Genomic DNA, 23,984 nt, shown 5'->3' with positions numbered 1-23,984 from the left:
CGGGATAATCGCCCCTACGGTCCCCTATCCATGATCACTCTCAGAAACGTCATTCTTCGCCGCAGCGCCAAGGTCCTGCTCGACGGCGCGACCGTCACCCTCAACCCGGGCGAGAAGGTCGGCCTGGTGGGGCGCAACGGTGCCGGCAAGTCCACCTTGTTCGCCCTGCTCAACGGCACGCTGCACGAGGACGGCGGCGACTTTTCCGTGCCCAGGCACTGGCGCATGGCCCAGGTGGCGCAAAACATGCCCGAGACCGACGAATCGGCAACCGACTTCGTGGTCGGCGGCGACACCCGGCTCGGCGAACTGCGCGCGGCGCTGGCGGCCATCGAAGCCGCCTACGAAGCCAACCCGGACGACCCCGACATCGGCATGGAGCTGGCCCACGCCTACACCGACCTGGCCGACGCCGGCGAGCATGACGCCGTGCCGCGCGCCCAGGCGCTGATCCTCGGCCTGGGCTTCAAGTCGCACGAGCTCGACGAGCCCGTCAACAGCTTCTCGGGCGGCTGGCGCATGCGGCTGCAGCTGGCGCGCGCCCTGATGTGCCCGAGCGACCTGCTGCTGCTCGACGAACCCACCAACCACCTGGACCTCGACGCGCTGGTCTGGCTCGAAGCCTGGCTGCAGCGCTATGCCGGCACCATGATCGTGATCAGCCACGACCGCGAGTTCCTCGACGCCGTGACCGATGTCACCCTGCACATCGCCAACGCCCAGCTCACGCGCTACGGCGGCAACTACAGCAAGTTCGAGGACATGCGCGCGCTGCAGATGGAACAGCAGCAAGTCGCCTTCAGCAAGCAGCAGGACAAGATCGCCCACCTGCAGAAGTTCATCGACCGCTTCAAGGCCAAGGCCAGCAAGGCCAAGCAGGCGCAGAGCCGGGTCAAGGCGCTCGAGCGCATGGAGCGGGTCGCGCCGCTGCTGGCCGAGGCCGACTTCACCTTCGAATTCAAGGAGCCGGGCAACATCCCTAATCCGATGCTGTCGATCAGCGACGCGAGCTTCGGCTACGAGATCGAGGACGAGCCGCCGAAGACCATCCTGCGCGGCGTCAACCGCTCGGTGCTGGCCGGCCAGCGGATCGGCATCCTGGGCGCCAACGGCCAGGGCAAGTCGACGCTGGTGAAGACCATCGCGCGCGAAATGGGCGCGCTCGCCGGCACCGTCACGGAGGGCAAGGGCCTCAACATCGGCTACTTCGCGCAGCAGGAACTCGACGTGCTGCGCCCCCAGGACAACCCGTTGGAGCACATGGTGCGCATGGCGCGCGAACTCGGCAGCGCTGCCCGGGAAGGCACTGGCGAGCAGGCGCTGCGCGGCTTCCTCGGTAGCTTCAACTTCAGCGGCGACATGGTCAAGCAGCCGGTCGGCACCATGAGCGGCGGCGAAAAGGCGCGGCTGGTGCTGGCCATGATGGTCTGGCAGCGCCCCAACCTGCTGCTGCTCGACGAGCCCACGAACCACCTGGACCTGGCGACGCGCGAGGCGCTTGCCGTGGCGCTCAACGAGTTCGAAGGCACCTTGATGCTGGTCAGCCACGACCGCGCGCTGCTGCGCTCGGTCTGCGACGAGTTCTGGCTGGTCGGCCGGGGCGTGGTCACGGATTTCGACGGCGACCTCGACGACTACCAGCGCTACCTCCTCGACGAGGCCAAGCGCCTGCGCGAGGAGGCCAAGGTGGCGACCCGCGATGCCGCCGCCGCCGTGGCGGTCGAAGCCGCCGCCGCGCCGGCCGAAGCCCCGGCGGCGAGCGCACCGGTGCCCAGGGCGGCCGACAGCGCCCCCGCGGGCAAGAACCAGCGCAAGCAGGACGCGCAGGATCGCCAGCAGCGCAGCGACCAGGCCAAGCCCCTGAAGCGCGAGCTGACCCAGGTCGACCAGCGCCTGGCGGCCGCCAGCAGCGAGAAGGCGACGCTGGAAGCACGGCTCGCCCAGGCCCTGCCGGCGCCGGAAATAGCCGAGGCAGGCAAGCGCCTGAAGGCGCTCGGCGACGAGATCGCGAGCCTCGAGGAGCGCTGGCTGGCGCTGTCGGACCAACTCGAGGCGCTCGCAACCTCATAATGGGGCGGAATGTCTTCCGCCATCGAACTCGCGCAGGGTGACCCACAGCTGATTGCCGCGATCCGGCGCAGTCGCCGCCTGCTGGGCCGCAAGGCGATGATGGCGGCCGCCGTCGGCGCGATGCCCATTCCGGGCCTCGACTGGGCTGCCGACGCGGCCCTGCTGGCCCGCGTGGTGCCTCAGATCAGCACCGAGTTCGGGCTTTCAGTGACCCAGGTCGAGCGCCTGGCGCCGCACGAGCGCGAGCGCATCCGCAAGGCCGCAGCCACCGTCGGAGCACTGCTGGTCGGGCGCCTGGTCACCCGCGACCTGCTGGTCGCTCTGGCGCGCCATGCCGGCGTCAAGCTGACCGCCAGCCAGGCGGCCCGCTTCATTCCCCTTGCCGGCCAAGTGGTCTCTGCCACGCTCAGCTACGCCGCGCTCCGCTCGCTGGGCGAATTGCACATCAAGGACTGCGTCCGGGTGGCGCAGGCCGTCCGGCATCAGTTGCCGCCACCCCAGGGCGGGCGAACGGAACCGCTCGCACGGCCGTCCAGGTTGACCAGCGCGTGGAATCGACTTCGGCTTCGCTGAGCCAATACCAAAGAACTCGAAAATTATCAACCTGAACGAGTTGTTGGCCTACGACGACATCGGATGGGGAGCTATTGTGCAAGCAGGCGGATAATGCGATGACTTGCACACTTGGCGGCCGGATGCGTCAAGCGTGTGACAAAAGGGAAGTCGAGATCAAACCAAGGTCGTATCCGCGCGACTGGTTCGGAGGAGCGGAATATGAACGAGACAGACCTCGCAGCGTCGGTCGAGAGGCTCATGGCCAGAGTCGACTACTACCTGCATTGCGAATTGGACGAAGAGTACGACCACGACCGGCCGGACACGGCCCGCAGGTTGCTCGAGGCCGCCTTGCGGCAAGAATTGCTGCGTGCCAGCGCCGTGGGCGTGGTGTCCTCGATCGCGGGCGCGCGCCACGCCGCGCTGGACGGCAGCGAGGCCGCTTAGGACCCGATCAAGCAAACCCTAGGCCGTCTCGAACGGCCTTTTTGTTGTGCGGCTTCAGGTCTCGATCAGTCTCGATCGCCCCATCCCCGGCGTTCTTCACGGCGCTCATGCCGCCAGTCGCGATGGTCCCAGCGCCGACCATCGTTCCACTCGGAGCGATAGAAACGCCGCCCCTCGCCACGGTACCCCGGCTCGTAATAGACCGGCGCGGGCGCGTAGGCCACAGGCGGGGCAGCGCGATACACGGGCGCCGGCTGGTAGTACACCGGAGCCGGAGGCGCATAGACAGGCGCCGGCTCGTAGTAGCGCGCCGGCTCGCCCGCGCCGACGACCACGCCGGGGACTGCGATACCCACTGACCAGTTTGTGCCGGCGCTGGCTGAAGCGGCACCTGCGAGGGCTGCGACGGCGAGGACGCCGACCGCTGCCAACTTGACCAACACTGAGCGACCTGCCTGCATGTAAATCTCCTGTTCGAGGCAACTGCCCCGTACACAGTCAACGCGGGTGCGTCGAACAGCGTGCACCGAGGGATTGCAAAGCTGGCGTAAACCCACGCAACCGACCCTGACACCGCTTCCATGAGCGACATCCGCGCGTCATGCCTCGCCTACAGACAAAGTAATTCGAATGTATTACTTTGCGATGTCACTAAAGGACGCGCCGTGGACTCGAATGACCGAGCTGAGCTCGCCCGCCTCTGGGCGGCGTGGCTCGAGTGCAGGGCAAGCGCAGCCGCCGAGCGAGAGCGCCTGATCGAACAGGCCGGCGACCACCTGTGCACCGGGTGCCCGGCCCCGAGCGAGAAGGAGGTCGCGGCCCTCGATGCACTGGAACACGGGCACCGCGCGGCATGGGCGGCGTACTCGGCCTGCCTGCTTCGTATCTATGCCGTTGCGTCCTGGGTGTCCCGGCTCGACCTGGACAAGCCCTCGGCGGCCTTGCCATCGAAACAGCCCTCGGCCTCCTTGACGCGAGGCGAAGCGCCGGACAGGCAGAATGCGCCATGAAAGCACCCCCTCGACTACAGGCGCTCATCGACGAAGGACTGATCGACAGCGTGGTTCGCCAGCTCATGAGCGGCAAGGAGGCGACCGTCTACGTGGTGCGCTGCGGCGACGACACGCGCTGCGCCAAGATCTACAAGGAAGCGACCCAGCGCAGCTTTCGCCAGGCCGTCGACTACACCGAGAATCGCAAGGTCAAGAACACGCGCCTGCAGCGCGCGATGGCCAAGGGCACGAAATTCGGACGGCAGGCCACCGAGGCAGCGTGGCAAAGCGCCGAGGTCGACGCCCTCTACAGGCTGGCGGCCGCCGGCGTCCGCGTTCCGGAACCCTACAACTTCTGCGACGGCGTGCTGCTGATGGAATTGGTCGCGGACGCGCAGGGCGATGCCGCACCGCGCCTGAACGACGTGGTGTTCTCGCCCGAGGACGCGCGGCTGCACCATGCGACGCTGCTCGCCGAAGTGGTCCGCATGCTGTGTGCGGGCGTGGTGCATGGCGACCTCTCGGAGTTCAATGTGTTGCTGGCCGCCGACGGCCCTGTGATCATCGACTTGCCGCAGGCGGTCGATGCCGCGGGCAACAACCACGCGCGGCGGATGCTGCTGCGCGACGTCGCGAACCTCGCGGACTTTTTCGGTCAGGTGGCGCCCGAGTTGCTTTCCTCCCGCTATGGCGAGGAGATATGGAACCTCTACGAACGCGGCGAGCTGCACACCGGCTCGGCGCTGACGGGCACCTTCGTACGCCCGAGCGGACCGGTGGATCTGGGCGGCGTACTGCGCGAGGTCGACGACGCGCGCGCCGAAGAAGCGGCCCGGCTCGTGCGCATGGCTGCGCGCTGATAACGCTATGCGGGAGTCCGCACGCCCGGGCTCGCCACCCGACGGGGCGTCGCTCCGGCCTTGTCCGAACGTCGAGCTTTCAATGGCGCCAGAGCATCCAGCGCCCGGCGCAGGTCGCCATCGCTGAGCTTCTGAAGCGAATGGAGCCCGGCTCTCAGGAGCTCTCCCTGCTTGGCGGGACGACCGAACCCCGCGGCGCGTTCCTTCAGGCCGTCAATCAAATCGAAGTCGAGCCTCGGCATCTTGAAGCTGTCCTTCACGATTTTTGTCTGGCTCCTGGTGAGAGGCTTCGTCGGCTCCAGTGCGACCTCGGGCGCCGCAGGCACTGAATCGGCAACTGGCGGTTTCGTCATCTTTGCGCTCCTCGCTCATAGGACCTACGAGCAAGCATGCATGGTGGCGGGCGGCAGGCCGGGCCCGATTGACGGATATCAAAGATTCCAAGCCTCGTACATCGCCGTCGCGAGGCCTGCGCCCTTGGTTGTTCAAACGACAGCCTCATCGATGTTGCACGCTCGTTGATGTGCATCAAGCTCTCCGCAGGGAGCCGGACGGATGATCGATTCAGCCCAAAGGGTGCAGAGATCTTCTCCGTTTGAAAGCCCTACATGCAGATCCTCAGCCGAGTCCTCCCCGAGAGCAACGCCAGGAACGGGCGCTGCGACGACGAACTGGATCGACTGCTTGCCCGCGTGCTTCGCATCAATCCTTGCCTGCAGCGGGCGCACGGCCACGAGGAGCATCTGCGAGCGGCGCTGGCATCGTCTGCAGGTTTCCTGAACAGGGTGGTTTCGCAGCTTCCCTTGCCGCGCGTGCTGAACGCGCAAAGCTGGGCGAGCGATCCCTGTCTGCGCGCCTTCTTCGACACAACCGATCAAGTGGCCGCCACGTTGGCGAACGCCCGCGAGCTGACCCGGATCTTCCAGGCATCGCGTCCTCCGGATCATGCCTACGCAGTGCTGGCAATGGAGATGGCGCAAAGCACCCCCCATCTGCGCGCCTGCCAGACCGACAGAACGGCGCTGCAAAAGGAGATCGTCGACTGCCTCGTCGATCAGCTGGCCCTCGAGGCACTCGGAATGATCGTGACGAAGGCCGATCGGCGCGACATGCTCGAATGCGAGCTTGCGCTGTTCAGCAAGCGCGTGGCGATCCTGAAGCGCCTGGGCATCGGCATGGGTACAGTCGTCGGCAGCGCACCACAGGACAGCGCCGAACGGCGCCGGCTGGAAGCGCTGGTCGATGGAAGCGATCATGATCTGCGCGGCCTGGGCTTGCTCCCGGAGGCATTCGAGCGTCAGGTCCAGCGTTTCTGCAGCGTGCTCCTGAGGGCGGACCGGCATATCCGCGTGGGGACGAAGCCGGCGCCGGTCGATCGGTCGTGCGGCCTGTCCGCAGTTGCTTCTGCGCACGCCGAATCACCCGCGCCACTGACAGTGTTCCGCATCGCGGACAACCCCTCGCGGGAATTTGCAGCCACCTTGGTGCGCGTGGCCATGGTCGACATGCCGCGGCCGATGAATGCGTGCGACCAGCCGCCCCGCCTCTTCGGTTGATGGAAGCACCCCGACCCGGGCGAGCCTTCAGGTCAGCAACAGTGGCATGCCCGGGTCGCCCTTTCGCATGGCGCGCTGGTAGGCGTCCCGCCCTGCAATGCGCTGCAGGTAGGCCAGGATGTTCGGATAAGGCGTGAGGTCGAAGGGCATGAAGTACCGCATCGTCGTCAGCGAGAAGAACGTCATGATGTCGGCGGCGGTGAAGTTCTCGCCGGCCAGGAACGGTACGTCGCCGAGGCGCTTCTCTATCAGCGCGAACGCCCCGGCGAGCCGGCCGTTCAGGCGGGCTGCGATAGGATTGTCAGGCGGCAGGTGCAGTCTCCGCAGGAGCATGTTGCGCCCCATGTTCGGCTGGAAGTTCCCGTTGGCGTAGTGCCACCAGAAGATGTAGTCGACGTAGTCCGGATGGTTCGGGCCGAACGCAAGCCGGCCATGGCCGTAGTTTGCGATGATGTACTCGACGATGGCGCCCGACTCGGCAAGCAGGAGATCTCCGTCGCTGATCACGGGCGCGGTGCCGAGCGGGTGCAGTGCGACGAGTTCTGGTGGGGCCAGCGCGGTGACCGGATCCCGCACATAGTGCTTCAGCTCGTACGTCAGGCCGAGCTCCTCACAGAGCCACACGATTCGCTCTGATTGCGATTTGCCGAGATGGTGGACAGTCAGCACGGTGCTTCCTTGAAACTGAGTCCTCGATCATGGCAGATGCGTTTGGGGGCCATTTTGTCCCCAAAAGGAAAAAGTCCGCTATCGAATTGTGTGGATGCCGGCATATTTCGATCACCAATTCCGGCAATTAATGCGTGAAAATCGGCCTCAAGAGCCGCCCAATTGACCGGAGCGCACCCCCCTTTCCGGCAATTAATGCTCAACTTTCGATTATTCCGGCAATACATGCGCATGCTTCAAATGCGCGAATGTGTCCACTTCGGCCCAATAGAGCGATGAAAGAGCGCAATGAGATTAGCCGGGAACGGTACTAGGTATCAGAGGGAAAGCGCGGTACGTCAAGTTCCCTTCCGAAGCGTTTACACGCTCGTGGACCTGAGGCGAGGTGAACTCGCCAAGACCAGTGCTACGCCCTACCCAAAGCACAGCTGACCTGACAACATTGCAATCGACCCGACCGCGAAGTCGGGCTTCAGGTAGGTACCAACTCAACAACACAGCCCCCAAGCCCGAACTACAAAACACCATAGAGGAGCTCATCGAGTTGCCCCGGGGATAGAAGTACGGCGTCACGAAGACCCGTTTCAACGTTGGCGCAAGACTCAGCGTCCCTGCCCTCTTGATAGGCCAGGGACACAAGCACACCAACATCAACAAGAACCTTAGCCAAGCTCTCATAGAGAAAACTATCGCACACCCTCGAGGCATGAGCAAGCCCTTTTTTTGGCCCAGTGCGCCTGCACCGCCAGCCAACCAGGAACGTGCCCAGAACAACGCTTCATACCTATCGACTTCATTCGGAAAGAACAATGGTCATCATGATCAGCGTAAAACTCCACTTGCAATTTACTGGCGCAATGACAATAATTCCAACCACTCCAATTTGCAGATGGCTGGAAAACATTCGCATCTGTTTCAGGCATTTTTTAGTGAAACTGTCAATTGGAGATTACACCAAGAGCCAGCGCGCCTAAGCCCGCTAGGATTTTGCGTATGACCCCAGAGAATCTCACGAAGCCTTCAGAAATTGATGGCAAGCTTTTGACGCAAGGACGGCGCGACTTTTACGATCAACTCCAGCAAATCTCATCTTGAACGACTCTCGCGCGAAATGTGCCCAAGGGTCGTTCATGGGATTCAGCCTGCTGTCTTGCACGCCAGAACACGTCCACGCCACTGCACGAACATCCGTTCGCACAGATCGAGCAGCGTTTCCCGTAAAACTCCAATGCGCGAGGTCGCATGTTTAAGGAGTTCTCAAGGGAGCGCTTAGACAAGCTTCTGCGAAAATATCCAATCTCCGACGCCGGAAGAGAGTACGTCGAAAAAACGCTTGGGAATGGATGGTCCCAGAAATCAGTCGGCACCACTCACAACACGCCGAGCACAATCCCGTGCCCCAAAATGGGATGGACATCCGCATCGGCCACATGGAGTCGCGAGCACCCTGCGACGCTGCAACGTATCTTCGACGAGGAGGTGGTCGGCTACGTCAATCAAGCAGAGCCTATCGAAATCATCTACGACGGGAAAAACGGCCACAAAGTACGAACCACATTTCGCCCTGACTTTTTGGTATTTCATGAGCATCGCGGCGTGGTCGTCGAAGAATGGAGGCCAGCAGACTTCCGGGGACGCCTCTTAGAACGGGTGCCAGGGCGCTACGATCTCTTGGCAGATGGCGCCTATTCCTCGCATCCGATCAATGAAGCATTGCGGCCGATGGGGATCGGCTATAGCCTACACTTTTCCGATGAAATCCCTCAGACCGCAACGCTGAATCGGCGCTACCTTTTTAGCTACTTAGCACGCGCAGCCAGTGAGGTCTATCGATCCCGCCTCCCCGAGCTTCTAGATAGGGTCTCCCGGCCGGGAGGAACTGCTTTAGCCGATTTATTGAGCGATGGGATCGAGCGCGACACGTTGAATTGGGCTCTGGCTCAGGGCTATATATTTACCGACCTTGACGGCGCAAGACTTTCTGACGACCCGGAGGATTTGCCGGTCTTTGCCCATGCGGAAACGGCGAAGGCCTGGATCCAGGCACTTCGCCCCGACGGCACGAGACCGCGACCCATCGCCCCTGGGGCCGAGCGCAAGCTGGCAAAGGGGGATGTTTTCCTCTTCGACGGGGTTCGGCTTACAGTCGAATTTTCGGGCCAGACCGCGATCTATGCTCGTGATTCAGCGGATCAGCCTGTTGAATTGCTGCACTCTCTACTAGCCGCAGCACCTGGCCGCTTGGTCTTGCCGGAAAGTCTAACGACCCACCCGCGCAGCATCTTTTGGAACACCTCTGCCGAGTCCCTAATCCGCGCCCGTCGACGTCGTGAAATCCTCGAAAAGATCGATCAAGACCTAAAACTCAACGCTGATGAAAAGTACTCGGACTCCACCATCCGGCGCTGGCGCAATCAAGTCGAAGATGGAAAAACCAGAGGCCTCAGCGCGCTGGAGTCGCTAATCGACGCTGGCGACGATAAGGGCTATAGTGGACCCCACGTCGACGCGACCCTCGACAAAAAGCTTACCGAGCTGATTGATGAAGGAATCGAGGCACGTCCCAAGAAGAATACTCTTGAAATCTACTTCGCAGTAGAAGAAGCAATTCAAGCGCTCGGATACAAGATGATCGCCAAGTCATCTTTTTACGAGCGGGTTGCAAAACGGCGCACTCCGGCCACAACCACTAGCGCGGAAGGCCACAAGCTCGGAAAACATAGTGAACCAGTCCATTGGATGTTGGACGGCGACACGCCGATTCACATGGAACGCGCGTTGGAATTGGTTCATATTGATAGTACCCTCCTCGACGTTCTGCTCAAGAGTTCACTGACCGGTGAAATCTTGGGTCGCCCTTGGCTCACTTTGGCCGTTTGCGCCCACACGCGAAAGGTTGTCGGGATGCACCTCTCGTTCAGGCCGCCATCCTATATCAGTTCGATGCTTGTGCTCTTGGATATTGTAGAGCAATGCAATCGTTTGCCGGACGCGATCATTCATGATCACGGTAGCGAATTCAAGAAGAAAGAGTTTGCACAGGCGCTGAACGACTTAGAAATAATACGTCATACGCGCCCCAAGAGCAGTCCGCGCTTCGGCGCCATCATTGAGCGCATGTTCGGTACAACGACAACGATGCTATTAAACGGCATTGCGGGAAGCACTCAGAGCTTAAAAAAAGTCCGAACATCCACAAAACAGACCGATCCCTCCTCACATAGCGCGCATACGCTGCTTGATCTTTACGTGGGACTGAGGGGATTTTTCGAAATCTTCAACAACCGCAAGCATTCGACAACCCTGATGAAACCGACCGCGGCATATGACCAATCGCTACAGATGCACGGGTTCCGACTGCATCGCACACGCGGCGTGGAGGACGTATTGCCAATTCTTCTGCCCACGGCGCCTGGCCGACCTCGATCAATCGACCCCACACGCGGCCTCACAGTCAATTACAGACAGTATGGCCACGCTCACCTGACGCCGCAACATTTGAAAGGAAAGAGGGTGGCTGTCAAACCTCATGCATTTGACCCATCCATTGTGATCGCACATCTTGACCGCAATTGGATCGAATGCAAGGCACAGAACCACAGCGAAATCTCTCGCGTCCATCCCTTGGTTCGTCGTGCGATATATGAAGAATGGCTCGTAGAACAACGTCTTGTGGAAACGGCGGGAAAGGATGCACATCGCAAGCTCCGCAAATTGCTGGAAGAAATGACCGAGAAGGCGAAGAAAAACATCGAATATTGGCGTGATCGAAACGCTATCAATATCATGGGTACTGCACCCCTACCGTCGCCTGAAATTCTCCCTGATGACGCACGCAATACTCTCGCCAATCTCAATCAAATGATGAAAAACGCTATTGAAGCCGCCAAAAAATCACCCACTCTCGGAAAATTGATGAATTGATCATGACGCAAAACATCATTAGAATTCCCCAGCTTCGAAATTTTAGCCACGATGAAATTGTGGAGCACTTCCAGACAACGGTGGTGGTCGATCACGCAGAAAGTCGCCGCGTTCAAGAAAAGCTAGAAAACGCTGCCAATCCGCAATTTCACCGGAAACTGATTTGCCTGGTGGGACCGACCGGCGTGGGCAAATCTGTTGCCATGCGCAACCTCGCAAAAAAGCGTTGCGCGGCCGATACCGCCCCCTTTCGTCACCGCGGAATCTTCCTAGAAGCCGAGGAGCCCATCAGAGGTCAATTCAATTTCGGACCGATGGCGTTGGAAGCACTTCAGCAAATGAATGTACCTTTGGCAGAACGCACGCTTCCGTTTGTTTCAAGGGACGCCGGTGGTGAATCTCTTTCCACTCTTGCCATCGAGGGCTTCGCAAGAAAACCCGGTGACGATGCATTGGTGAGGCGTTGGCATAGAGAGACCATTGAAAGAAAGACGGACGTAATTTGCATCGACGAAGCAGTTCATTGTTTCGACATTGGGCGTGCAAAGACGCAAGCGGACAAGACTCTACGACTGAAGGCACAGGCAGCAAAACTCCGCACGATGTCGAACAAATGGCCTTCCGCCTTTATCTTGGGAGGGGCTTTTGATTTCTTTGACATGACACTTGTCTCTGCCCAACTTGCACGCCGCTCCCTAGTCATCCTCTATGAGCCATACCACGCAGACCAGAAAGGAATACACGAATTCACTCTTGCCTTTTGTGGACTCATCGAAAACTGTCCCATCGAAGTCAATGATGATCTTTTAGACAACGCGATCGAAGTCTTTCTTAACTCGCTCGGTTGCGTTGGAATTGCTGCAGGCTTTATGAACTATGGGATTTCAGCAGCATTGAGGGACGCCAAGCCGTTAAGCATCGCCCATCTGCGTCCAGCATACTATCCAAAATCTCAGCTGATGGTAATGCAAGAGGAGCAGCAAGAAGGTGTGCAACGCGTGAAAGCCCATTTGGAGGCTGGGGAACTAGCTGTCTTGTCTACCAAGACCATTTAAATAGTGCGCACCGCCATTCAAATGCAACTGGCGCATATGGCGTTTTTAATCCGAAACATTTCTGGCAACGCTGTCGTGAATGCTAACGAATGAAATCTACCTCAGACAAGGCGACAAACCCATGCGCGGTGTTTCGGTCTCCACCCGCAGCAGAGTCATCGCGCGGCGAGCAGGAATCGCTGCGCTCGTGGATCCGCCGTTTGGCCGAATTCAATCACTTGGCCTTGGCGGACGTATTGAAGTATTATGTTCTTCCGATTCCAGGGACTGGGTTCGCGCTCGCCTTCGAGGGTGGCGCTACGCATCTCATCGATCGCGGAGCCTCTTTATCCCGCGGAATTATTGAGAAATTAGAGCGCGTCACCCTGCTCGCTGGGCTCGAAGATTTCACATTACAGTCGCTACTGGCGATTAACGGCGTGGCGCCCATTGTGGCGTCAAGATACCGCAAATGGTGTGGCATCTGTTTCAACGAGGATCGGCACACAGAAGCAGGCCCGTTTGAAAGATTGCTTTGGAGCATCAACGATGTTGTAGTGTGTCCAAAACACCGCTTCAACCTGACTTCGACGTGCCCATCTTGCGGGTACTCAAAGATTCCGGCCTTGACTGTGCTAGAGATTTCAGGATTTTGTCCGAAATGTCGCAAATGGCTGGGGGCCGAGAGCCACGAGAACGCAGAGGTTCCCAAGGATTTTCATGTTTGGGTCGCCGAATCGTTCAGCCAAGTCTTGAATCATCCCGACACACACAATCTCGATGCTAGCGAGAGCATTCGCCGCGTGCTAAACGAGGCTCGCAATGTATTTTACGACGGCAATTTTTCCAAATTTGCTAGCGATCTTGGAAAGAACAAATCGGCGACACATTATTGGATCCACGGGCTTGCTATGCCTCAATGGAATCATTTGTGCGAGATTGCTTATGCATTGCATATCTCCCTTCTCGATCTGCTATGCGGTCGCGTTCACTCCCTTCCACCGCTGAGTGTGCAGTTGATGCGCACCGCAATACAGGCAAGAGTGGCCACTCTGTCGACTATCCGAAAACCATTCGCTCCAAGGCGCTTGGACGCTTCAGGGGCAATCGCTGCGTTCAGCGAACTGAGAGCGGGCGGGCATCCGCACATTATTTCGCTCGCCGCACTTTCGAATTATCTCAAAGTTGATCGGTCTGTCCTGTCAAAGTTTATTTCAAAGCACGATCCGGCATTCATGGAGGTTCTCGATGACAGACTTGCCGCACTGAACAAAACTAAGCGGGATGCCCACGACACCAAGTTGAATGAAAAGATATTGCTTATTGCGCACCAGTTTGTCAAAGAACGAGAGTCCTATACACGGCGCTCTGCTGCGGACAAATTACGTGGTGAGGGTCTCCGCTTGTCGTACCAGGAATATCCGATCGCCTATAGAAGAATCCAAGAATGTATCGCCCAAATCCTGAAGCAGCGGCCTGAACAGGTCTGAGTTGCGCTCATCTTATGCTGGTCTCCGTGCCGAACTGTCGCGGACAGGTCGAAGACTTGTGCGACATCCATCGCGATCCGGTGCGCCTCGGCGTTGCTCGGGGAGGCGTTCGTCGATGTCGCCTTGGTTGCACCGAGACCGCGCGCAAAAGACTGTCGCACCAATCATTGAATGCCTGGGCCCGAAGATTTGCGGGCGGCCGTGAAATCCGCCCGTCGCATCGAGTGGACCCCCATGCCCAATGGAGCGGTTCCTACTTCATGGAAGCGACAGTGACGAAAACAATGGACTATGCGCTGATAGTCGAGGAGTCCATACCCGGGCACTTTTACTAAACCGTTGTCTGGCGGACGCGTGTGGTCGACTATGCCCGCGGCCCGATGCCGACTCACGACTCTGCGACCTCCGCTGGCCTCGCTGCGATTCGATTGCATCAGGCGGATTACTTGCCAGCAGGCGTGAAGACCGCCTTGCGGCGGGTGGCGAGGAAGCGCACTGAATGGGTCACAGAGACGAAGTCGGCCGAACTGTAGTCAGGCCAGTCCTCAGAAGGAGAAACGCTCGCGGGACGGGCTCGCGCGAATTCGGTCACGATCAACCAAAGCCGTTCAACAGTACGCGTGGCCGCGTTGCGTCGCACGGCTGGAAGCATCCTGCTGGCTGGTTGATGGAAACCGATAACGACGCTCTACCAGGAAGCCAAGTCCAGCGTGCTGATCTTCACCAATTCCAGACCGCCCGTCGGCCAAGTCGCCGACGAACTCGAGTCACCCGTGATGCTCCTGCACGTCGACCATGTTGCGTGCAGCGGCGACGACCCGGAGCGGGTCAGTGGCGACCAGTTCGCGCGGACGCATTCCTCCAAGAAAGCGCGAGGTGCTATCAAACCATCCTGCGAGCAATGCGGGGTGATGGCCGGCCAGCACCGCCAAGATCTCCTTGATCACAGGAAGAGGACGAAGTTCCGCGCCCAGGGCGTACTTCGGGTAGTAGTTTTTGGCGAGCATTGCCCTTGCTGCTTCCAGCGGCTGACGGTCCCGGTCGGGTTCACCGGCCCCAGGCTAGCGAGATTGGCGATTTCGGCAGCCGTCAGCCAGTCCGTGCCATGGCGGATTGCGCGCAGGGCCTGGGTCTTCAGGCGAGCCCGTTTCATGTGCACGGACGTGGGCGGGACCGCATCCGGATCGGTCATCATGCCGGACATGTTGCCTCGCCCTCGCCGGATACGCGACACCAGGCAGCGGAGCGCTCAAACCTTCGCCGTCGAGGCAATGCTTGGGCAGAGGCCATGTCCTGAGACCGATCGTGAAGGCCCTACTTCTCGCCTCTCGAAAGCTATGGAGCTCATCAAAGGCTCGCCTCGACCCTGTTTCATTCGGGTAACGCGCACGCGCGTCCTGAAATCCACTGAATCTCCGCATTCGACAGTCCCCAGTTCTTCCGCTGGAGGCCACTGGCAAGCTTTGCCTGGAGCTCGGCGCGGGACCAATCCGGATGTTCGGCACGCTTCCTCTGCGCGTAGGAGGCCAGTTGCACGACCAGATCGGCGCATAGCTGGTAGCGTTCCTGCGCCTCGTCGGTGACGGCATCGTTGATGTATCGGCCATCGATGAGACGCACCAAGATCTTTGGCTGCACTCCAGGCACTGCACCGATCACTGGCAACGGAAAATCTTCAGGGATGCTGTCCATTTCGTGCGCCTCTCAGTTCCAACGCCCGACGGCAGGTCGAGCCTCCCGTATCGGGCAAGTACGGGCGCCACCGACATCGTCAGCCTCGAAGAGATACGGCGCTCATGCAGAACCATACCGGACTTCGAATTTCTGTCGAAAAACATAAACTCAAATGCGACGCAATGACGCGACAGCGCCACAACTTTTCGGGTCGCGCCGGGCTCAACTTGGGTGCGCCGACGACACGCCTCCCGCGATCGGCTTGAGAATCAGGCTGCATCGCCTACCCACCAAACAGAGCGAAGGCCCCACCGATTTCCGCGTTTCGAAAGCGTCGTGGTCGAGGTGCGTTGCTGCCACCACTTCAGCCGCTGACCAGGATCACAAAATCGACGGCCCTGGAACGGGCTGCACTTGGCGCTTCTCTTTGTGCAGTTCCACCAAGCCGCAGCGAGCCATCGCCTTCAACGCCCCCGAAGTATGGTCTGAATGAAGGCACGATGAAGTTGCCAGTTCCGATATGGAGCGAGGCGTCGTGTCCTGGACACCTGTAGCAAGGTTCGGTTCGAGTCGCTCAGTACTTTGGCCATCGAGCGCATCTGAACCAGATCTTAGGCTCGCCACGCTTGGGCTTGTACTCACCCTTGGCGATGGCCATCGCCCTGGCCCGAATCTTGTCTTGCGGCATGACGCCAATCACCATCGACTTCATCGCATCCTCGGCATTTGGCGGCAAGGATCCCGGCGCGAATACCTAGGACCCTTCGAATTCGCCATTCGCGCATGGTAGGCACACCTTCAAAGGCCTGGCAAGGCTGGGCGGCAACGCCGGCAAGCGGGTGCGGCCTGCTGGCATTTATGAGCACAACCCGCCGAGGGTTCGAACCGGCTTCGAGCACATCCCCTTTCTCTGACTAAAGTAATCGGGGTTGGGATCGATAAGCGCGCCTTATCGCCCACTCGGCGCATCGAGCCCCAGTCGCCCTCCCATGGCGACGCGAAATCGCGGCCCTGTGCCAGCAGCCTCACTCTAGGCTCCAGCGACACGCGGCGAGCGTCGATCCCATCGGCATGCGAGCTCGAGGTTGGTCTGAGCCCCGGACCGATCCCGCGCTCAATTGCTGGACGACGGCCTGGCAGCAGCGCTTGCCGCCCTTCCCGGGTCACTCGTCGACCCGACGTTGTCAGCCCGATTCGGGTCATCCAAGTGCCGGGGATCCCTCGGTGTCGACGGCCGGTCCCAAGGGGCATTGCAGTCATAGCCCCCTGCTCGCCCTCTAGCGACCTTGCCCTTGAAAAGTTGAACGTCTGCTCTGTCCGCCATCGAAATGGGAGTTCGGGCCCTAAGCCGAACTCTGGATTTCTCTAAAGCAGTCGTTCTTTCCAATCGCTCAGAAGCTCCGCGTCGATGCGAAGCATCTCCAAGCCACCCCGATTCGGGTTGCTCACGCGCCACCAAGAACCGTCAGGTTCCTCGTAGTAGCCCATCAGGTGCTCACCGTCTCGCTCACCGAGGTAAGGCGAGGGATGGCGGGCGGAAACCTGAAATTGGTCAATCTGTCGCATGTAACGACGAATCAGCCACTGCGCTCGGTAGTAATCGAGGATGCTTCGCTCGTCAGGCGACGGCGGTCGCTGCGGCTCCTCTAGCCGAGCGCGACGCTCTGCAACAGACGGCGGGAGGGTTCCATCATCGACATAGGCAAAGAACCCTGCCCAATCTCGCGGCTCGCGCCATGAAGTCTGATAGACGCGGCGTTCGTCCGCTGAACGTGCTTGATACCAGGCGGTCCAGCGTTGCATATACGGCTCACCGTGGCCCATGCGCCAGCCGGCGCTCCCCATCGGAATGTCGGGAAACTCAACCCAAGGTGGATTCATGGCGCGCAATGAAGGTCTGGTTGTAGCCGCATTCTGCCGTAGCTCATCGGCCTCCGGCCGGTACCGAGGATTCCCACTACGATGGCGCGCCCTCAAGCAGCTTCAAGTCATCGAGGTGCTTCTGACGCTCTGCGCCGACTGCGGACTCGGCTGCGTGCGACTTCATGCGCCTGAGGGCCACTACGGAGGCAAGGCGTACCGGAATCTGGAAAAGCCGGGCATGGGCCGCATCCCCCTCGGCCTCGGCGTAGGTCATGCCGCCATCCTTGGGGGTCAGCAACTCGGCGTAGAAGCTGGCGTTCTTCAGCGGGACCTGGAGCCCAAGTCGAGCGAAGGCGGTCTTCGGGACGTCTGTCAGCCCGAGGCCGCTGAGGGCGTTGGCAACTCTCTCCGAGTTCTCAGGCGTGGGGTCGAGCAATAGGTCCGCGTCGTCCGCTTCCCGCTCGGGGCAGTGCCAGGCCATGGCAAGGCCACCGACGACCATGAACCTCGCGCCAGCGGCGTCCAGGGCACGAATCAGCTGCTCGTTGCCGCCGAAGTGGACCAGGTTGTCGCCGATGCGGTTGCCCATATGCGTGTACGTCTCTTGTCAGCGACTGCGGCGGTCAGTGGCTCTCAGTACGAGCGTTCGAAACGTCGCGGTACTTGCTTTCGACGTAGATAGTCGAGAGGTCCCAGAGCAGTGCGATGTCCCTGTCCCAGGTCGCTGCGCCGGCAGGTGGCGGTCGGTCGTTGATTCCATCGCGGTGAAAGAGGGTTCGGATGCTAGAAGCGGCCTGTGCCTGTGCTTCCCAATCAGTCGCCTGGCGCAATGTCGATACGACATTCCAGAGATGCCTTGATGGCCCCCCATCGCCCAACGCCGTCGCAACGCGCTCACACGCACCTAGCAACGCGTCCTTCTCGATAAGAAACTGATTCTCGACGGGTGTCATGCCGCATTCCCTCACGACGTGCGCTCAAGTTAATACGAATCCGGGTTAGCGCGCGGCCAGAACAGCCATATGCAACCCGCCCCGTGAGGCGGGTTTTTTCTGTCTCCCGAGGCATTCAGCGTCACAGGAGATTGGAATGAAAACACTCCGGACAATTGAGACCACCGCAGGTCTTTCCGCGCCGGCGGTGCTTCACATGGTCTGCGGAAAAATCGGGGCCGGGAAGTCAACGCTCACCAAGCGCCTCGCGACGGACCCGAAGACGGTTCTCATCAGCGAAGACGCTTGGCTCGCACGTCTTTATCCGAACGAGATTCAAACCATCGCGGACTACGCCCGCTGTGCCGGTAGGTTGCGCGAGGCAATGGCAGCCCACATCGAGACGTTGCTCGCAGCCGGCACGTCGGTAGTGCTCGATTTCCCCTCGAACACCATCACCACGCGAGCTTGGGCCCGCGGCGTTTTCGAGAGAGCTGGGGCAGCCCATTGCCTGCACTACTTGGACATTCCCGACGAAGTCTGCAAAGCGCGCCTGCGTGCTCGCAACCTCTCGGGAGAACACCCCTTTGAGACGACGGATGAGGAGTTCGACCAAATCACGAGTCGTTTCGTCGCGCCGACGGTGGAGGAAGGCTACAACGTCGTCCGCTATGGCTGAACGAAATACACATCGCCGACCTTCGGAGGCACGGCGCGGAATGGAGAATGAGCGATGCCCGATTCCCGCCCACACGACCCTGCTCTCGTACCCACTCATACCACTGCGGCAACTTCCTCCATCGCACACTGGGTCACGCGGCACCATGGCATTCCAGTACAACAGTGCCACCTCATTCGCCGCGGCCTGAACGACAACTACGCACTCCGTTCGGCCGACGGAATTCGCTACGTGGCGCGCCTGTACTCCATCCGGCCGCGGGGCGGCTTCAACGTCCAATTTGAAATCTCGCTGCTGGCGCACCTGGAAGCCAAAGGTGTTGGCGTGGCCGCGCCGGTACCGACGGCGAACGGGCGCGCGCACATCCAACTGCAGTTTCCCGAAGGGCCGCGTGCCCTGGTGCTGTTCCGGCACGCCGAAGGCGTGGTTCCGGATACGTTGGAGGAACTCGAACTAACTGGCCGTACGCTGGCCCACATCCACGAGTCGGCACGCGACTACGCAGGCCCACCAAGCCGCTACACGCTGGACGGCCACCACTTGGCCGGCCGGACCTTGGGCTACCTAGCGGCGTACCCGGAGATAGGCGCGGAGTTGCTGGAAACGTATCGCCTCTTGGTGCACCGTCTGTTTGAAGAGCTGGCCGCGGCCGAGGGTGGGCTGACGCGCGTGGTCTGCCACGGCGACACGCACGGCTTCAACAACCATGTGTACACAGACGCCGCGGTACCAGGAAGACCGTGTTCTTCGACTTCGACGATGCCGGCCCGGGCTTCTTGGCCTACGACCTGAGCGTGCTTCCCTGGTCGTACCTGTTTCGCAAAAGCCTTAAGGAACCCGACGATGTGCTGCGCGAGCGTTGGATGCACTACCTGCACGGGTACCGTGTGGGCGGTGGCGAGGTGAGCGAGAGTGACTTGGCGGCGTTGCCGCTGTTCCTGCAGCTTCGGCACCTATGGAACCTTGGTGAAGCAGCCGGGCGGCTTCACCATTGGGGCACGAATTCGGTTCCTGTGGATTGGCTGCAGAAGCAGGTGCAGGTGTTTGTGGCATGGAAAGGGCTGGACCTGCGCGCCTGATGACCAAGTGACTGTTTTGGGGTGGTTCACTAACCGCTCAAGGTCGAGTGCCGCTGTGCCGCGTGTGGCAGGATGCGGCCCACTACCGGACCTTCGAGTACCGCTTCCAATCGAACGGCTGCCGGTAACTTCTTGGTCCGGCGGCGCGTGAGCCGTCCTTGCCGCGGGGGTGCTGGGATGGTTGGCCTAAAGACCAGGTGCTACTCGCTAGTGAAGCACCCTGCGCGGAAGCTTGATGGTGAAAACGCACCCTTGCCCAGGCAGGTCCCGAACCGTCAAGACGCCTCCATCGGCCTCCGCGCTTCGGCGGGCGATGGAAAGGCCGAGTCCCAACCCGCTCTTGTTCTCGCCGACTTGAACAAAGGGCTGGAAGATGCGCGAGGCACTGCCTGGCGGGAGTCCTCCGCACTGGTCCTCGACGTTGACCAGGACATAGTCGCCCTCGGCATGGGCGCTCAATGTGACCTCTGAGTTAGCGTGGGTGAACTTCAGGGCGTTCTGCAGCAAGTTGACCAATGCCGCCAGGAGGCGGTCCCGATTGCCGGAAATGCCCAGCGCCGCATCGACATCGTGGACCGAGAGCGTGCAACCCCTGGCGCTCGCGTCGAGCAAGGCGACGTTCCTGGCCTCCGCGACCAACGATGCGACCGAGAAGGCCGTCGCCTGTGGGGCTTCGGCCGTGCCCCTGACCTGAGACAGCGACAGGTTGAGCAGGGCCGCTAACGATGTCAGGCTCCTTTTCAACACCGCCCCGGTCGAACCTCCAATGGGCAGGCGTCCCGACTCTAGCGCTGCAAACGCCAGCGATGCGGTGTGCAGGTGATTTCGCAGTTCATGCACAAGCATGCCGAGCCGCTCATTCTCCTCGGCAGACTGTTGGAGAGCGACGCTGGCGTCACGCCAGAAGCCGAACTCGGTGACGGCATCAGCGATGGCGTTGTCCAGGCAGCGGTTCAGCGTTCGGAACTCATCCACCGAGAACGGCGCATCGCGCTCGACGGCGAGGTCCGTGATGGCTTGGCAAAGGTCGCCGTAGTCGTGCACGACCTGGTCCACCGAATAGCCAAGCCCCAGGAGCTCCTTCCCATGCGCAGCCGCGCTTAGCCCCATTTCTGACAAAGCGGCGGCGTCCCCGCCCGCGGCACCGGAAATCCGGAAGCTCTCGTCAACCTCACCGTTGTCCTGTGCTTCCAGCGTTTGAATCAACTGGGCCAGGAACATTGGAATGCCGTTGGCGAGTTGCGCCGCGGTCGCGGCCCTCTTGGGCCGCTGAGCGACCTTGGCTTTGCAACGTGAAATCAGCTCGTCGCGATTGTTTGATAGAAATCGATGCATCTGGTCCTCCGTCATGGCCCCGGTTCGACAAAGTCGAAGCAGTGGGAAATGCCGGTGTCCCGTGCATGTTCACGAATTCCTGACAATCTTCACATTCTGCGCCCTACGTGAGCGCGATCGAACACACCTCGCGGAGAGGGCGCGCTGGGGCAGGCGACTGCTGTCTCTCAACGAAGTACACGTAAGACCCCGGAGAGCGAAACGAAGTTCCGTCTTCTCTGCCAAGCACAAGCGAAGGGCGACTTTGGAGTGGGCGGCGCTGACGGCCACGGCTCGAAACAGTAGCAGTTCCGGCGCCGGGCGAAGCGCCCATGAAAAAGCCGCCGAAGCGGGCAAGACCTTAGATGGTCGGAGGAGGAAGCATTCATCGGAAACCCGGCCCTGAACCGGGCCTGAATGTCCCTGAAACAAAAAGGCATGATTGTGCGGCCCTGTGAGTGCGGCGCAACCGGGCAAGTGCAGGGGCTACCAAAAACGCCACCATGGTCGCCGGCTTATGGGCAAGGCCGCCAGTGGCGCGGCCATGGTGGTGGCTGCTTTAAATCGGCGTCTGGCTTCCGCTTCCAAGACACGGGCTTGGTGCAGAGCGTTCTGGTCACCTGCCGTCGCTTGCACGCGAAGCACTTGGCAGTTTCGGAAAAGCTCGTCGTCGGAGAGGCCTGATGGGTCCATCACGCATTGTTGCGTGGCTCCTCGACTCCGCAATCACCCGGCGATCGGATCGACACGTTCGGACGGACTTATGTCACCCATTTGCTCGCCTCAAGTCGCCACACTCCGGCCCCAAAATTCACTTTCCGCGTCCTTCGAGCGGTCGAGCCGACCGGAGGGTCCGTCAGCGCGAGGCGGCGGGCTACAACCCTCTGAAGGGCCGGCGCACCGCGGTCGCCTGGATCGGCGCGGGCCGCGACGCTTTCGCCTCGACGGACTCCAGCGATTGCGGAGCCGCGCCGCTGGTTTCACGGCTTAAAAATTCGGCAATCCACGCCCGTGCCTTTTCTGCCACTTTTGAACGTCCTCGTTCGGAGTCCGGACTGGCGGTGGAAAGTCGGCACATCTCTATCGCATTGCGCGAGATCACGCAGATGCATTGGGATATTTCGCCCTCGGTCTCGAAGACGAGCTTCATCGACCATTCAGGCGGAGCTGGAGGCGAGGTAGTGGGGGAAGGGTGGAGATTCATCGCACCAAATGCAAGGGTGCGATGACAAGACGGAACGGCGTCAGAACCAGGCCAAGAGCACGAGATTTGGCCTCCGATGATTTCTCATATTACTACCAGACATCCGCTGAGGCACGAGGGGTTGTCCTTGTAGGACCAGACCGATCGTCTCCGGCTGGGTCTTGCGCGCCTAAACGAAACCTGAATCCGCATCCCAGCACCCCGGCAGGATTCGTGAACAATGACCGAATTCAAGTAGTACTTTTGGCTACACTCGGTTACATGAACGATTCACGGTGCGACGCCGAGTGGCTGAGCCAGAAAGCCGAGCACGGAGAATCTTCGCCACGACGGATTTGTAGGCGTCAAAACAGCCCGCGGCTGGCCTGCGGGGGTGGCGCGGCTGGGCGTTGCTCGTGGGCTTGGTCGTTGCCCTGGCGTGGACCCTGAAGTTGGCAATGGGCCTTTGAGGCTGCGGAGCCCTCGCTTGCGATCCGAACCCGGACGAACCAACCGCCTTCATGCGGGCCAAAAGCGGTCGCGTTCGCCTGCGAGGTCTAACTCGCCCGAATCTGGTGCTTGACGCGGTCCCGCCGTCAGGTGGGAACCAGCTGGAGGGCCTTGTGAATGGCGTCCATCAACTGCTGTTGTGGGTTCGGCTTTTGCAGGAAGTCCACTGCGCCGTCCTCAGGCCCAATTTCGGGGGACCATCCGGTGAGGTATTTCAGCAGCCTGCTAATGGACAGTCCCCCCGTGACCGAGCGAGACATTGGTTGGGGCCTCGGATGGGGAGTTGAAGCAACTGACGGCACATTCTTCCAATGGGGAAAGATGGATGGCATCAGGGCCTTCGCAATGGGCAATCCAAAAACGCAGTCAGCCGTCGTCCTGCTAACCAATAGCAATCGCGGCCTTCGCTTGATGGATGCGGCGGCAGAAGCTACTCTGCCAGGCGAACATCCTGCCTTCACCTGGCTGCGAGCGTGCGTCACAGAGTGAACCGCCTCCGACGGCCAACAACGGACGTTCGACTCCTCCGACCGGTTTGTCGGGTCCGACTGCTAGCTTCAGTCGACGACACGCTTCAGGAGGGTCCCGACGTAGTGCCTTGTCAATGGCGTCCAGCAACTTGTTCTCGGGATACGGCTTCTGCAAGAAGTCTACGGCGCCATCTCTGATGGCCTGGAACGCTGTCGGTATGTCGACGCTACCGCTGATGAACACAATCGGCATATGGATGCCTAGCTCGTGCAGGCGTTGCTGCAGCACGCGGCCATTCATACGGGGCATGTGCAAGTCGAGGATAAGGCACCCCTGCCAAGTGGCGTCGAAAGCCGTCAGGAATTCGACCGCAGAACTGAAGACCGCCACCGAAAGTCCGGCTGCGCTGACGAGTTCGCGAACGGAGTCGCGACAAGCAGCGTCGTCGTCGACGACGAATACAGTGGCTTGGCTCACCTCTTCCACCTCAACGGCTGTGCTTGCAGCCGGCCAACCCGGTCTCTCAGCCCCAGCGCATTCTTGTAGTTTGAAATGTTGCCACGCTAGCCCAAACGGGAATGCGGGGATATTGCCCTTTGGTGCATCAAACACGAGCTAGAGGCGACCCTCCACAGTTTTGATGAGGTTTCGTCCGCAACCATGCGTGGCCCAGTCAGACCCA

At 60.5% G+C, this 23,984-nt stretch carries 23 protein-coding genes; 12 read left to right on the top strand and 11 right to left on the bottom strand.

Annotated elements, in window-relative coordinates:
* Positions 1-30 precede the first annotated feature (30 nt).
* From QZH52_RS21465 to QZH52_RS21455, 3 genes are all read left to right on the top strand, one after another.
* On the top strand, positions 31-2,070 hold the full coding sequence (locus tag QZH52_RS21465) for an ABC-F family ATP-binding cassette domain-containing protein (RefSeq protein ID WP_301812627.1): 2,040 nt from the start codon (positions 31-33) through the stop codon (positions 2,068-2,070).
* Positions 2,071-2,079: 9 nt separating this feature from the next.
* Entirely contained in the window at positions 2,080-2,643 is a 564-nt protein-coding gene (locus QZH52_RS21460) for a hypothetical protein (RefSeq protein ID WP_301812626.1), read from the top strand.
* Between the two features lie 201 nt (positions 2,644-2,844).
* Positions 2,845-3,072, top strand: coding sequence for a hypothetical protein (locus tag QZH52_RS21455; RefSeq protein ID WP_301812625.1), 228 nt, complete (start codon positions 2,845-2,847; stop codon positions 3,070-3,072).
* A 65-nt stretch (positions 3,073-3,137) separates the two neighbouring features.
* On the opposite strand, the gene QZH52_RS21450 is transcribed toward QZH52_RS21455, so the two are convergent.
* Positions 3,138-3,533, bottom strand: a complete 396-nt coding sequence (locus QZH52_RS21450) for a hypothetical protein (RefSeq protein ID WP_286531797.1) — start codon at positions 3,531-3,533, stop codon at positions 3,138-3,140.
* Positions 3,534-3,737: 204 nt separating this feature from the next.
* Here QZH52_RS21450 and QZH52_RS21445 point away from each other — a divergent pair, with 204 nt between their 5' ends.
* On the top strand, positions 3,738-4,082 hold the full coding sequence (locus QZH52_RS21445; RefSeq protein WP_301812624.1) for a hypothetical protein: 345 nt from the start codon (positions 3,738-3,740) through the stop codon (positions 4,080-4,082).
* Positions 4,079-4,924 carry a PA4780 family RIO1-like protein kinase gene (locus QZH52_RS21440; protein ID WP_301812623.1) on the top strand — a complete coding sequence of 282 codons (846 nt, stop codon included), beginning with the start codon at positions 4,079-4,081 and terminating at the stop codon, positions 4,922-4,924. Before QZH52_RS21445 ends, QZH52_RS21440 begins: the two co-directional genes overlap by 4 nt.
* Positions 4,925-4,929: 5 nt before the next feature.
* Here QZH52_RS21440 and QZH52_RS21435 read toward each other — a convergent pair whose 3' ends face one another.
* Positions 4,930-5,277, bottom strand: coding sequence for a hypothetical protein (locus QZH52_RS21435; protein WP_301812622.1), 348 nt, complete (start codon positions 5,275-5,277; stop codon positions 4,930-4,932).
* A 255-nt stretch (positions 5,278-5,532) separates the two neighbouring features.
* On the opposite strand from QZH52_RS21435, the gene QZH52_RS21430 reads away from it, so the two are divergent.
* Entirely contained in the window at positions 5,533-6,480 is a 948-nt protein-coding gene (locus QZH52_RS21430; RefSeq protein WP_301812621.1) for a hypothetical protein, read from the top strand.
* Positions 6,481-6,507: 27 nt separating this feature from the next.
* Here the strand turns inward: QZH52_RS21430 and QZH52_RS21425 are convergent, their stop codons facing one another.
* Positions 6,508-7,149, bottom strand: coding sequence for a glutathione S-transferase family protein (locus QZH52_RS21425; RefSeq protein ID WP_301812620.1), 642 nt, complete (start codon positions 7,147-7,149; stop codon positions 6,508-6,510).
* A 1,242-nt stretch (positions 7,150-8,391) separates the two neighbouring features.
* Between QZH52_RS21425 and QZH52_RS21420 the strand changes: the two genes are divergently transcribed.
* The 3 genes from QZH52_RS21420 to QZH52_RS21410 all read left to right on the top strand — a co-directional run bounded on the left by QZH52_RS21420 (position 8,392) and on the right by QZH52_RS21410 (position 13,597).
* Complete coding sequence (locus QZH52_RS21420) at positions 8,392-11,073, top strand: integrase catalytic domain-containing protein (protein ID WP_301812619.1); 2,682 nt, start codon at positions 8,392-8,394, stop codon at positions 11,071-11,073.
* Between the two features lie 2 nt (positions 11,074-11,075).
* The gene (locus tag QZH52_RS21415) at positions 11,076-12,128 is read left to right on the top strand and encodes an AAA family ATPase (RefSeq protein ID WP_301812618.1); all 1,053 of its coding nucleotides are present in this window, start codon (positions 11,076-11,078) and stop codon (positions 12,126-12,128) included.
* 89 nt (positions 12,129-12,217) lie between these two features.
* A complete protein-coding gene (locus QZH52_RS21410; protein ID WP_301812617.1) occupies positions 12,218-13,597 on the top strand; it encodes a TniQ family protein in 1,380 nt (459 codons plus the stop codon).
* A gap of 767 nt (positions 13,598-14,364) precedes the next feature.
* Here QZH52_RS21410 and QZH52_RS21405 read toward each other — a convergent pair.
* From QZH52_RS21405 to QZH52_RS21385, 5 genes are all read right to left on the bottom strand, one after another.
* Positions 14,365-14,604 carry a hypothetical protein gene (locus QZH52_RS21405; RefSeq protein WP_301812616.1) on the bottom strand — a complete coding sequence of 80 codons (240 nt, stop codon included), beginning with the start codon at positions 14,602-14,604 and terminating at the stop codon, positions 14,365-14,367.
* A 364-nt stretch (positions 14,605-14,968) separates the two neighbouring features.
* Positions 14,969-15,289, bottom strand: a complete 321-nt coding sequence (locus tag QZH52_RS21400) for a hypothetical protein (RefSeq protein ID WP_301812615.1) — start codon at positions 15,287-15,289, stop codon at positions 14,969-14,971.
* A 1,347-nt stretch (positions 15,290-16,636) separates the two neighbouring features.
* Positions 16,637-17,152 (bottom strand): hypothetical protein, encoded by a 516-nt coding sequence (locus tag QZH52_RS21395; RefSeq protein WP_301812614.1) that lies wholly within the window; start codon positions 17,150-17,152, stop codon positions 16,637-16,639.
* Between the two features lie 76 nt (positions 17,153-17,228).
* Complete coding sequence (locus QZH52_RS21390) at positions 17,229-17,723, bottom strand: hypothetical protein (protein ID WP_301812613.1); 495 nt, start codon at positions 17,721-17,723, stop codon at positions 17,229-17,231.
* A 34-nt stretch (positions 17,724-17,757) separates the two neighbouring features.
* The gene (locus QZH52_RS21385) at positions 17,758-18,087 is read right to left on the bottom strand and encodes a hypothetical protein (protein ID WP_301812612.1); all 330 of its coding nucleotides are present in this window, start codon (positions 18,085-18,087) and stop codon (positions 17,758-17,760) included.
* 136 nt (positions 18,088-18,223) lie between these two features.
* On the opposite strand from QZH52_RS21385, the gene QZH52_RS21380 reads away from it, so the two are divergent.
* Genes QZH52_RS21380 through QZH52_RS21370 form a run of 3 tightly spaced genes read left to right on the top strand, consistent with a single transcriptional unit; the run spans position 18,224 to position 19,824 of the window.
* Positions 18,224-18,745 carry a P-loop nucleotide/nucleoside kinase family protein gene (locus QZH52_RS21380; protein ID WP_301812611.1) on the top strand — a complete coding sequence of 174 codons (522 nt, stop codon included), beginning with the start codon at positions 18,224-18,226 and terminating at the stop codon, positions 18,743-18,745.
* Positions 18,746-18,799: 54 nt separating this feature from the next.
* Positions 18,800-19,537, top strand: coding sequence for a phosphotransferase enzyme family protein (locus QZH52_RS21375; RefSeq protein ID WP_301812610.1), 738 nt, complete (start codon positions 18,800-18,802; stop codon positions 19,535-19,537).
* On the top strand, positions 19,486-19,824 hold the full coding sequence (locus QZH52_RS21370; protein ID WP_301812609.1) for an aminoglycoside phosphotransferase/kinase family protein: 339 nt from the start codon (positions 19,486-19,488) through the stop codon (positions 19,822-19,824). The genes QZH52_RS21375 and QZH52_RS21370 overlap by 52 nt, the downstream gene beginning before the upstream one ends.
* A 207-nt stretch (positions 19,825-20,031) precedes the next feature.
* Here the strand turns inward: QZH52_RS21370 and QZH52_RS21365 are convergent, their stop codons facing one another.
* The 3 genes from QZH52_RS21365 to QZH52_RS21355 all read right to left on the bottom strand — a co-directional run bounded on the left by QZH52_RS21365 (position 20,032) and on the right by QZH52_RS21355 (position 23,779).
* Positions 20,032-21,174: a sensor histidine kinase gene (locus tag QZH52_RS21365; protein ID WP_301812608.1), complete on the bottom strand. Its 1,143-nt coding sequence runs from the start codon at positions 21,172-21,174 to the stop codon at positions 20,032-20,034.
* An 838-nt stretch (positions 21,175-22,012) separates the two neighbouring features.
* Complete coding sequence (locus QZH52_RS21360) at positions 22,013-22,288, bottom strand: hypothetical protein (protein ID WP_301812607.1); 276 nt, start codon at positions 22,286-22,288, stop codon at positions 22,013-22,015.
* Positions 22,289-23,212: 924 nt separating this feature from the next.
* Positions 23,213-23,779, bottom strand: coding sequence for a response regulator transcription factor (locus tag QZH52_RS21355; RefSeq protein ID WP_301812606.1), 567 nt, complete (start codon positions 23,777-23,779; stop codon positions 23,213-23,215).
* Between the last annotated feature and the right edge of the window lie 205 nt (positions 23,780-23,984).

It is taken from the genome of Variovorax ginsengisoli (assembly GCF_030486595.1).
GTDB classification, from domain to species: Bacteria; Pseudomonadota; Gammaproteobacteria; order Burkholderiales; family Burkholderiaceae_C; genus Variovorax; species Variovorax ginsengisoli_B.
The sequence above is the reverse complement of the archived record's forward strand: the minus strand, read 5'-3'. Positions and strand labels throughout refer to the sequence as shown.

Excerpts from the sequence above, each read along its gene's own strand:
- QZH52_RS21465 (WP_301812627.1), top strand. The coding sequence starts at position 31 with ATGATCACTCTCAGAAACGTCATTCTTCGCCGCAGCGCCAAGGTCCTG.
- QZH52_RS21460 (WP_301812626.1), top strand. The coding sequence starts at position 2,080 with ATGTCTTCCGCCATCGAACTCGCGCAGGGTGACCCACAGCTGATTGCC.
- QZH52_RS21455 (WP_301812625.1), top strand. The coding sequence starts at position 2,845 with ATGAACGAGACAGACCTCGCAGCGTCGGTCGAGAGGCTCATGGCCAGA.
- QZH52_RS21450 (WP_286531797.1), bottom strand. The coding sequence starts at position 3,533 with ATGCAGGCAGGTCGCTCAGTGTTGGTCAAGTTGGCAGCGGTCGGCGTC.
- QZH52_RS21440 (WP_301812623.1), top strand. The coding sequence starts at position 4,079 with ATGAAAGCACCCCCTCGACTACAGGCGCTCATCGACGAAGGACTGATC.
- QZH52_RS21435 (WP_301812622.1), bottom strand. The coding sequence starts at position 5,277 with ATGACGAAACCGCCAGTTGCCGATTCAGTGCCTGCGGCGCCCGAGGTC.
- QZH52_RS21430 (WP_301812621.1), top strand. The coding sequence starts at position 5,533 with ATGCAGATCCTCAGCCGAGTCCTCCCCGAGAGCAACGCCAGGAACGGG.
- QZH52_RS21420 (WP_301812619.1), top strand. The coding sequence starts at position 8,392 with ATGTTTAAGGAGTTCTCAAGGGAGCGCTTAGACAAGCTTCTGCGAAAA.
- QZH52_RS21415 (WP_301812618.1), top strand. The coding sequence starts at position 11,076 with ATGACGCAAAACATCATTAGAATTCCCCAGCTTCGAAATTTTAGCCAC.
- QZH52_RS21410 (WP_301812617.1), top strand. The coding sequence starts at position 12,218 with ATGAAATCTACCTCAGACAAGGCGACAAACCCATGCGCGGTGTTTCGG.
- QZH52_RS21405 (WP_301812616.1), bottom strand. The coding sequence starts at position 14,604 with ATGCTCGCCAAAAACTACTACCCGAAGTACGCCCTGGGCGCGGAACTT.
- QZH52_RS21400 (WP_301812615.1), bottom strand. The coding sequence starts at position 15,289 with ATGGACAGCATCCCTGAAGATTTTCCGTTGCCAGTGATCGGTGCAGTG.
- QZH52_RS21395 (WP_301812614.1), bottom strand. The coding sequence starts at position 17,152 with ATGAATCCACCTTGGGTTGAGTTTCCCGACATTCCGATGGGGAGCGCC.
- QZH52_RS21390 (WP_301812613.1), bottom strand. The coding sequence starts at position 17,723 with ATGGGCAACCGCATCGGCGACAACCTGGTCCACTTCGGCGGCAACGAG.
- QZH52_RS21385 (WP_301812612.1), bottom strand. The coding sequence starts at position 18,087 with ATGACACCCGTCGAGAATCAGTTTCTTATCGAGAAGGACGCGTTGCTA.
- QZH52_RS21380 (WP_301812611.1), top strand. The coding sequence starts at position 18,224 with ATGAAAACACTCCGGACAATTGAGACCACCGCAGGTCTTTCCGCGCCG.
- QZH52_RS21375 (WP_301812610.1), top strand. The coding sequence starts at position 18,800 with ATGCCCGATTCCCGCCCACACGACCCTGCTCTCGTACCCACTCATACC.
- QZH52_RS21365 (WP_301812608.1), bottom strand. The coding sequence starts at position 21,174 with ATGACGGAGGACCAGATGCATCGATTTCTATCAAACAATCGCGACGAG.
- QZH52_RS21360 (WP_301812607.1), bottom strand. The coding sequence starts at position 22,288 with ATGAAGCTCGTCTTCGAGACCGAGGGCGAAATATCCCAATGCATCTGC.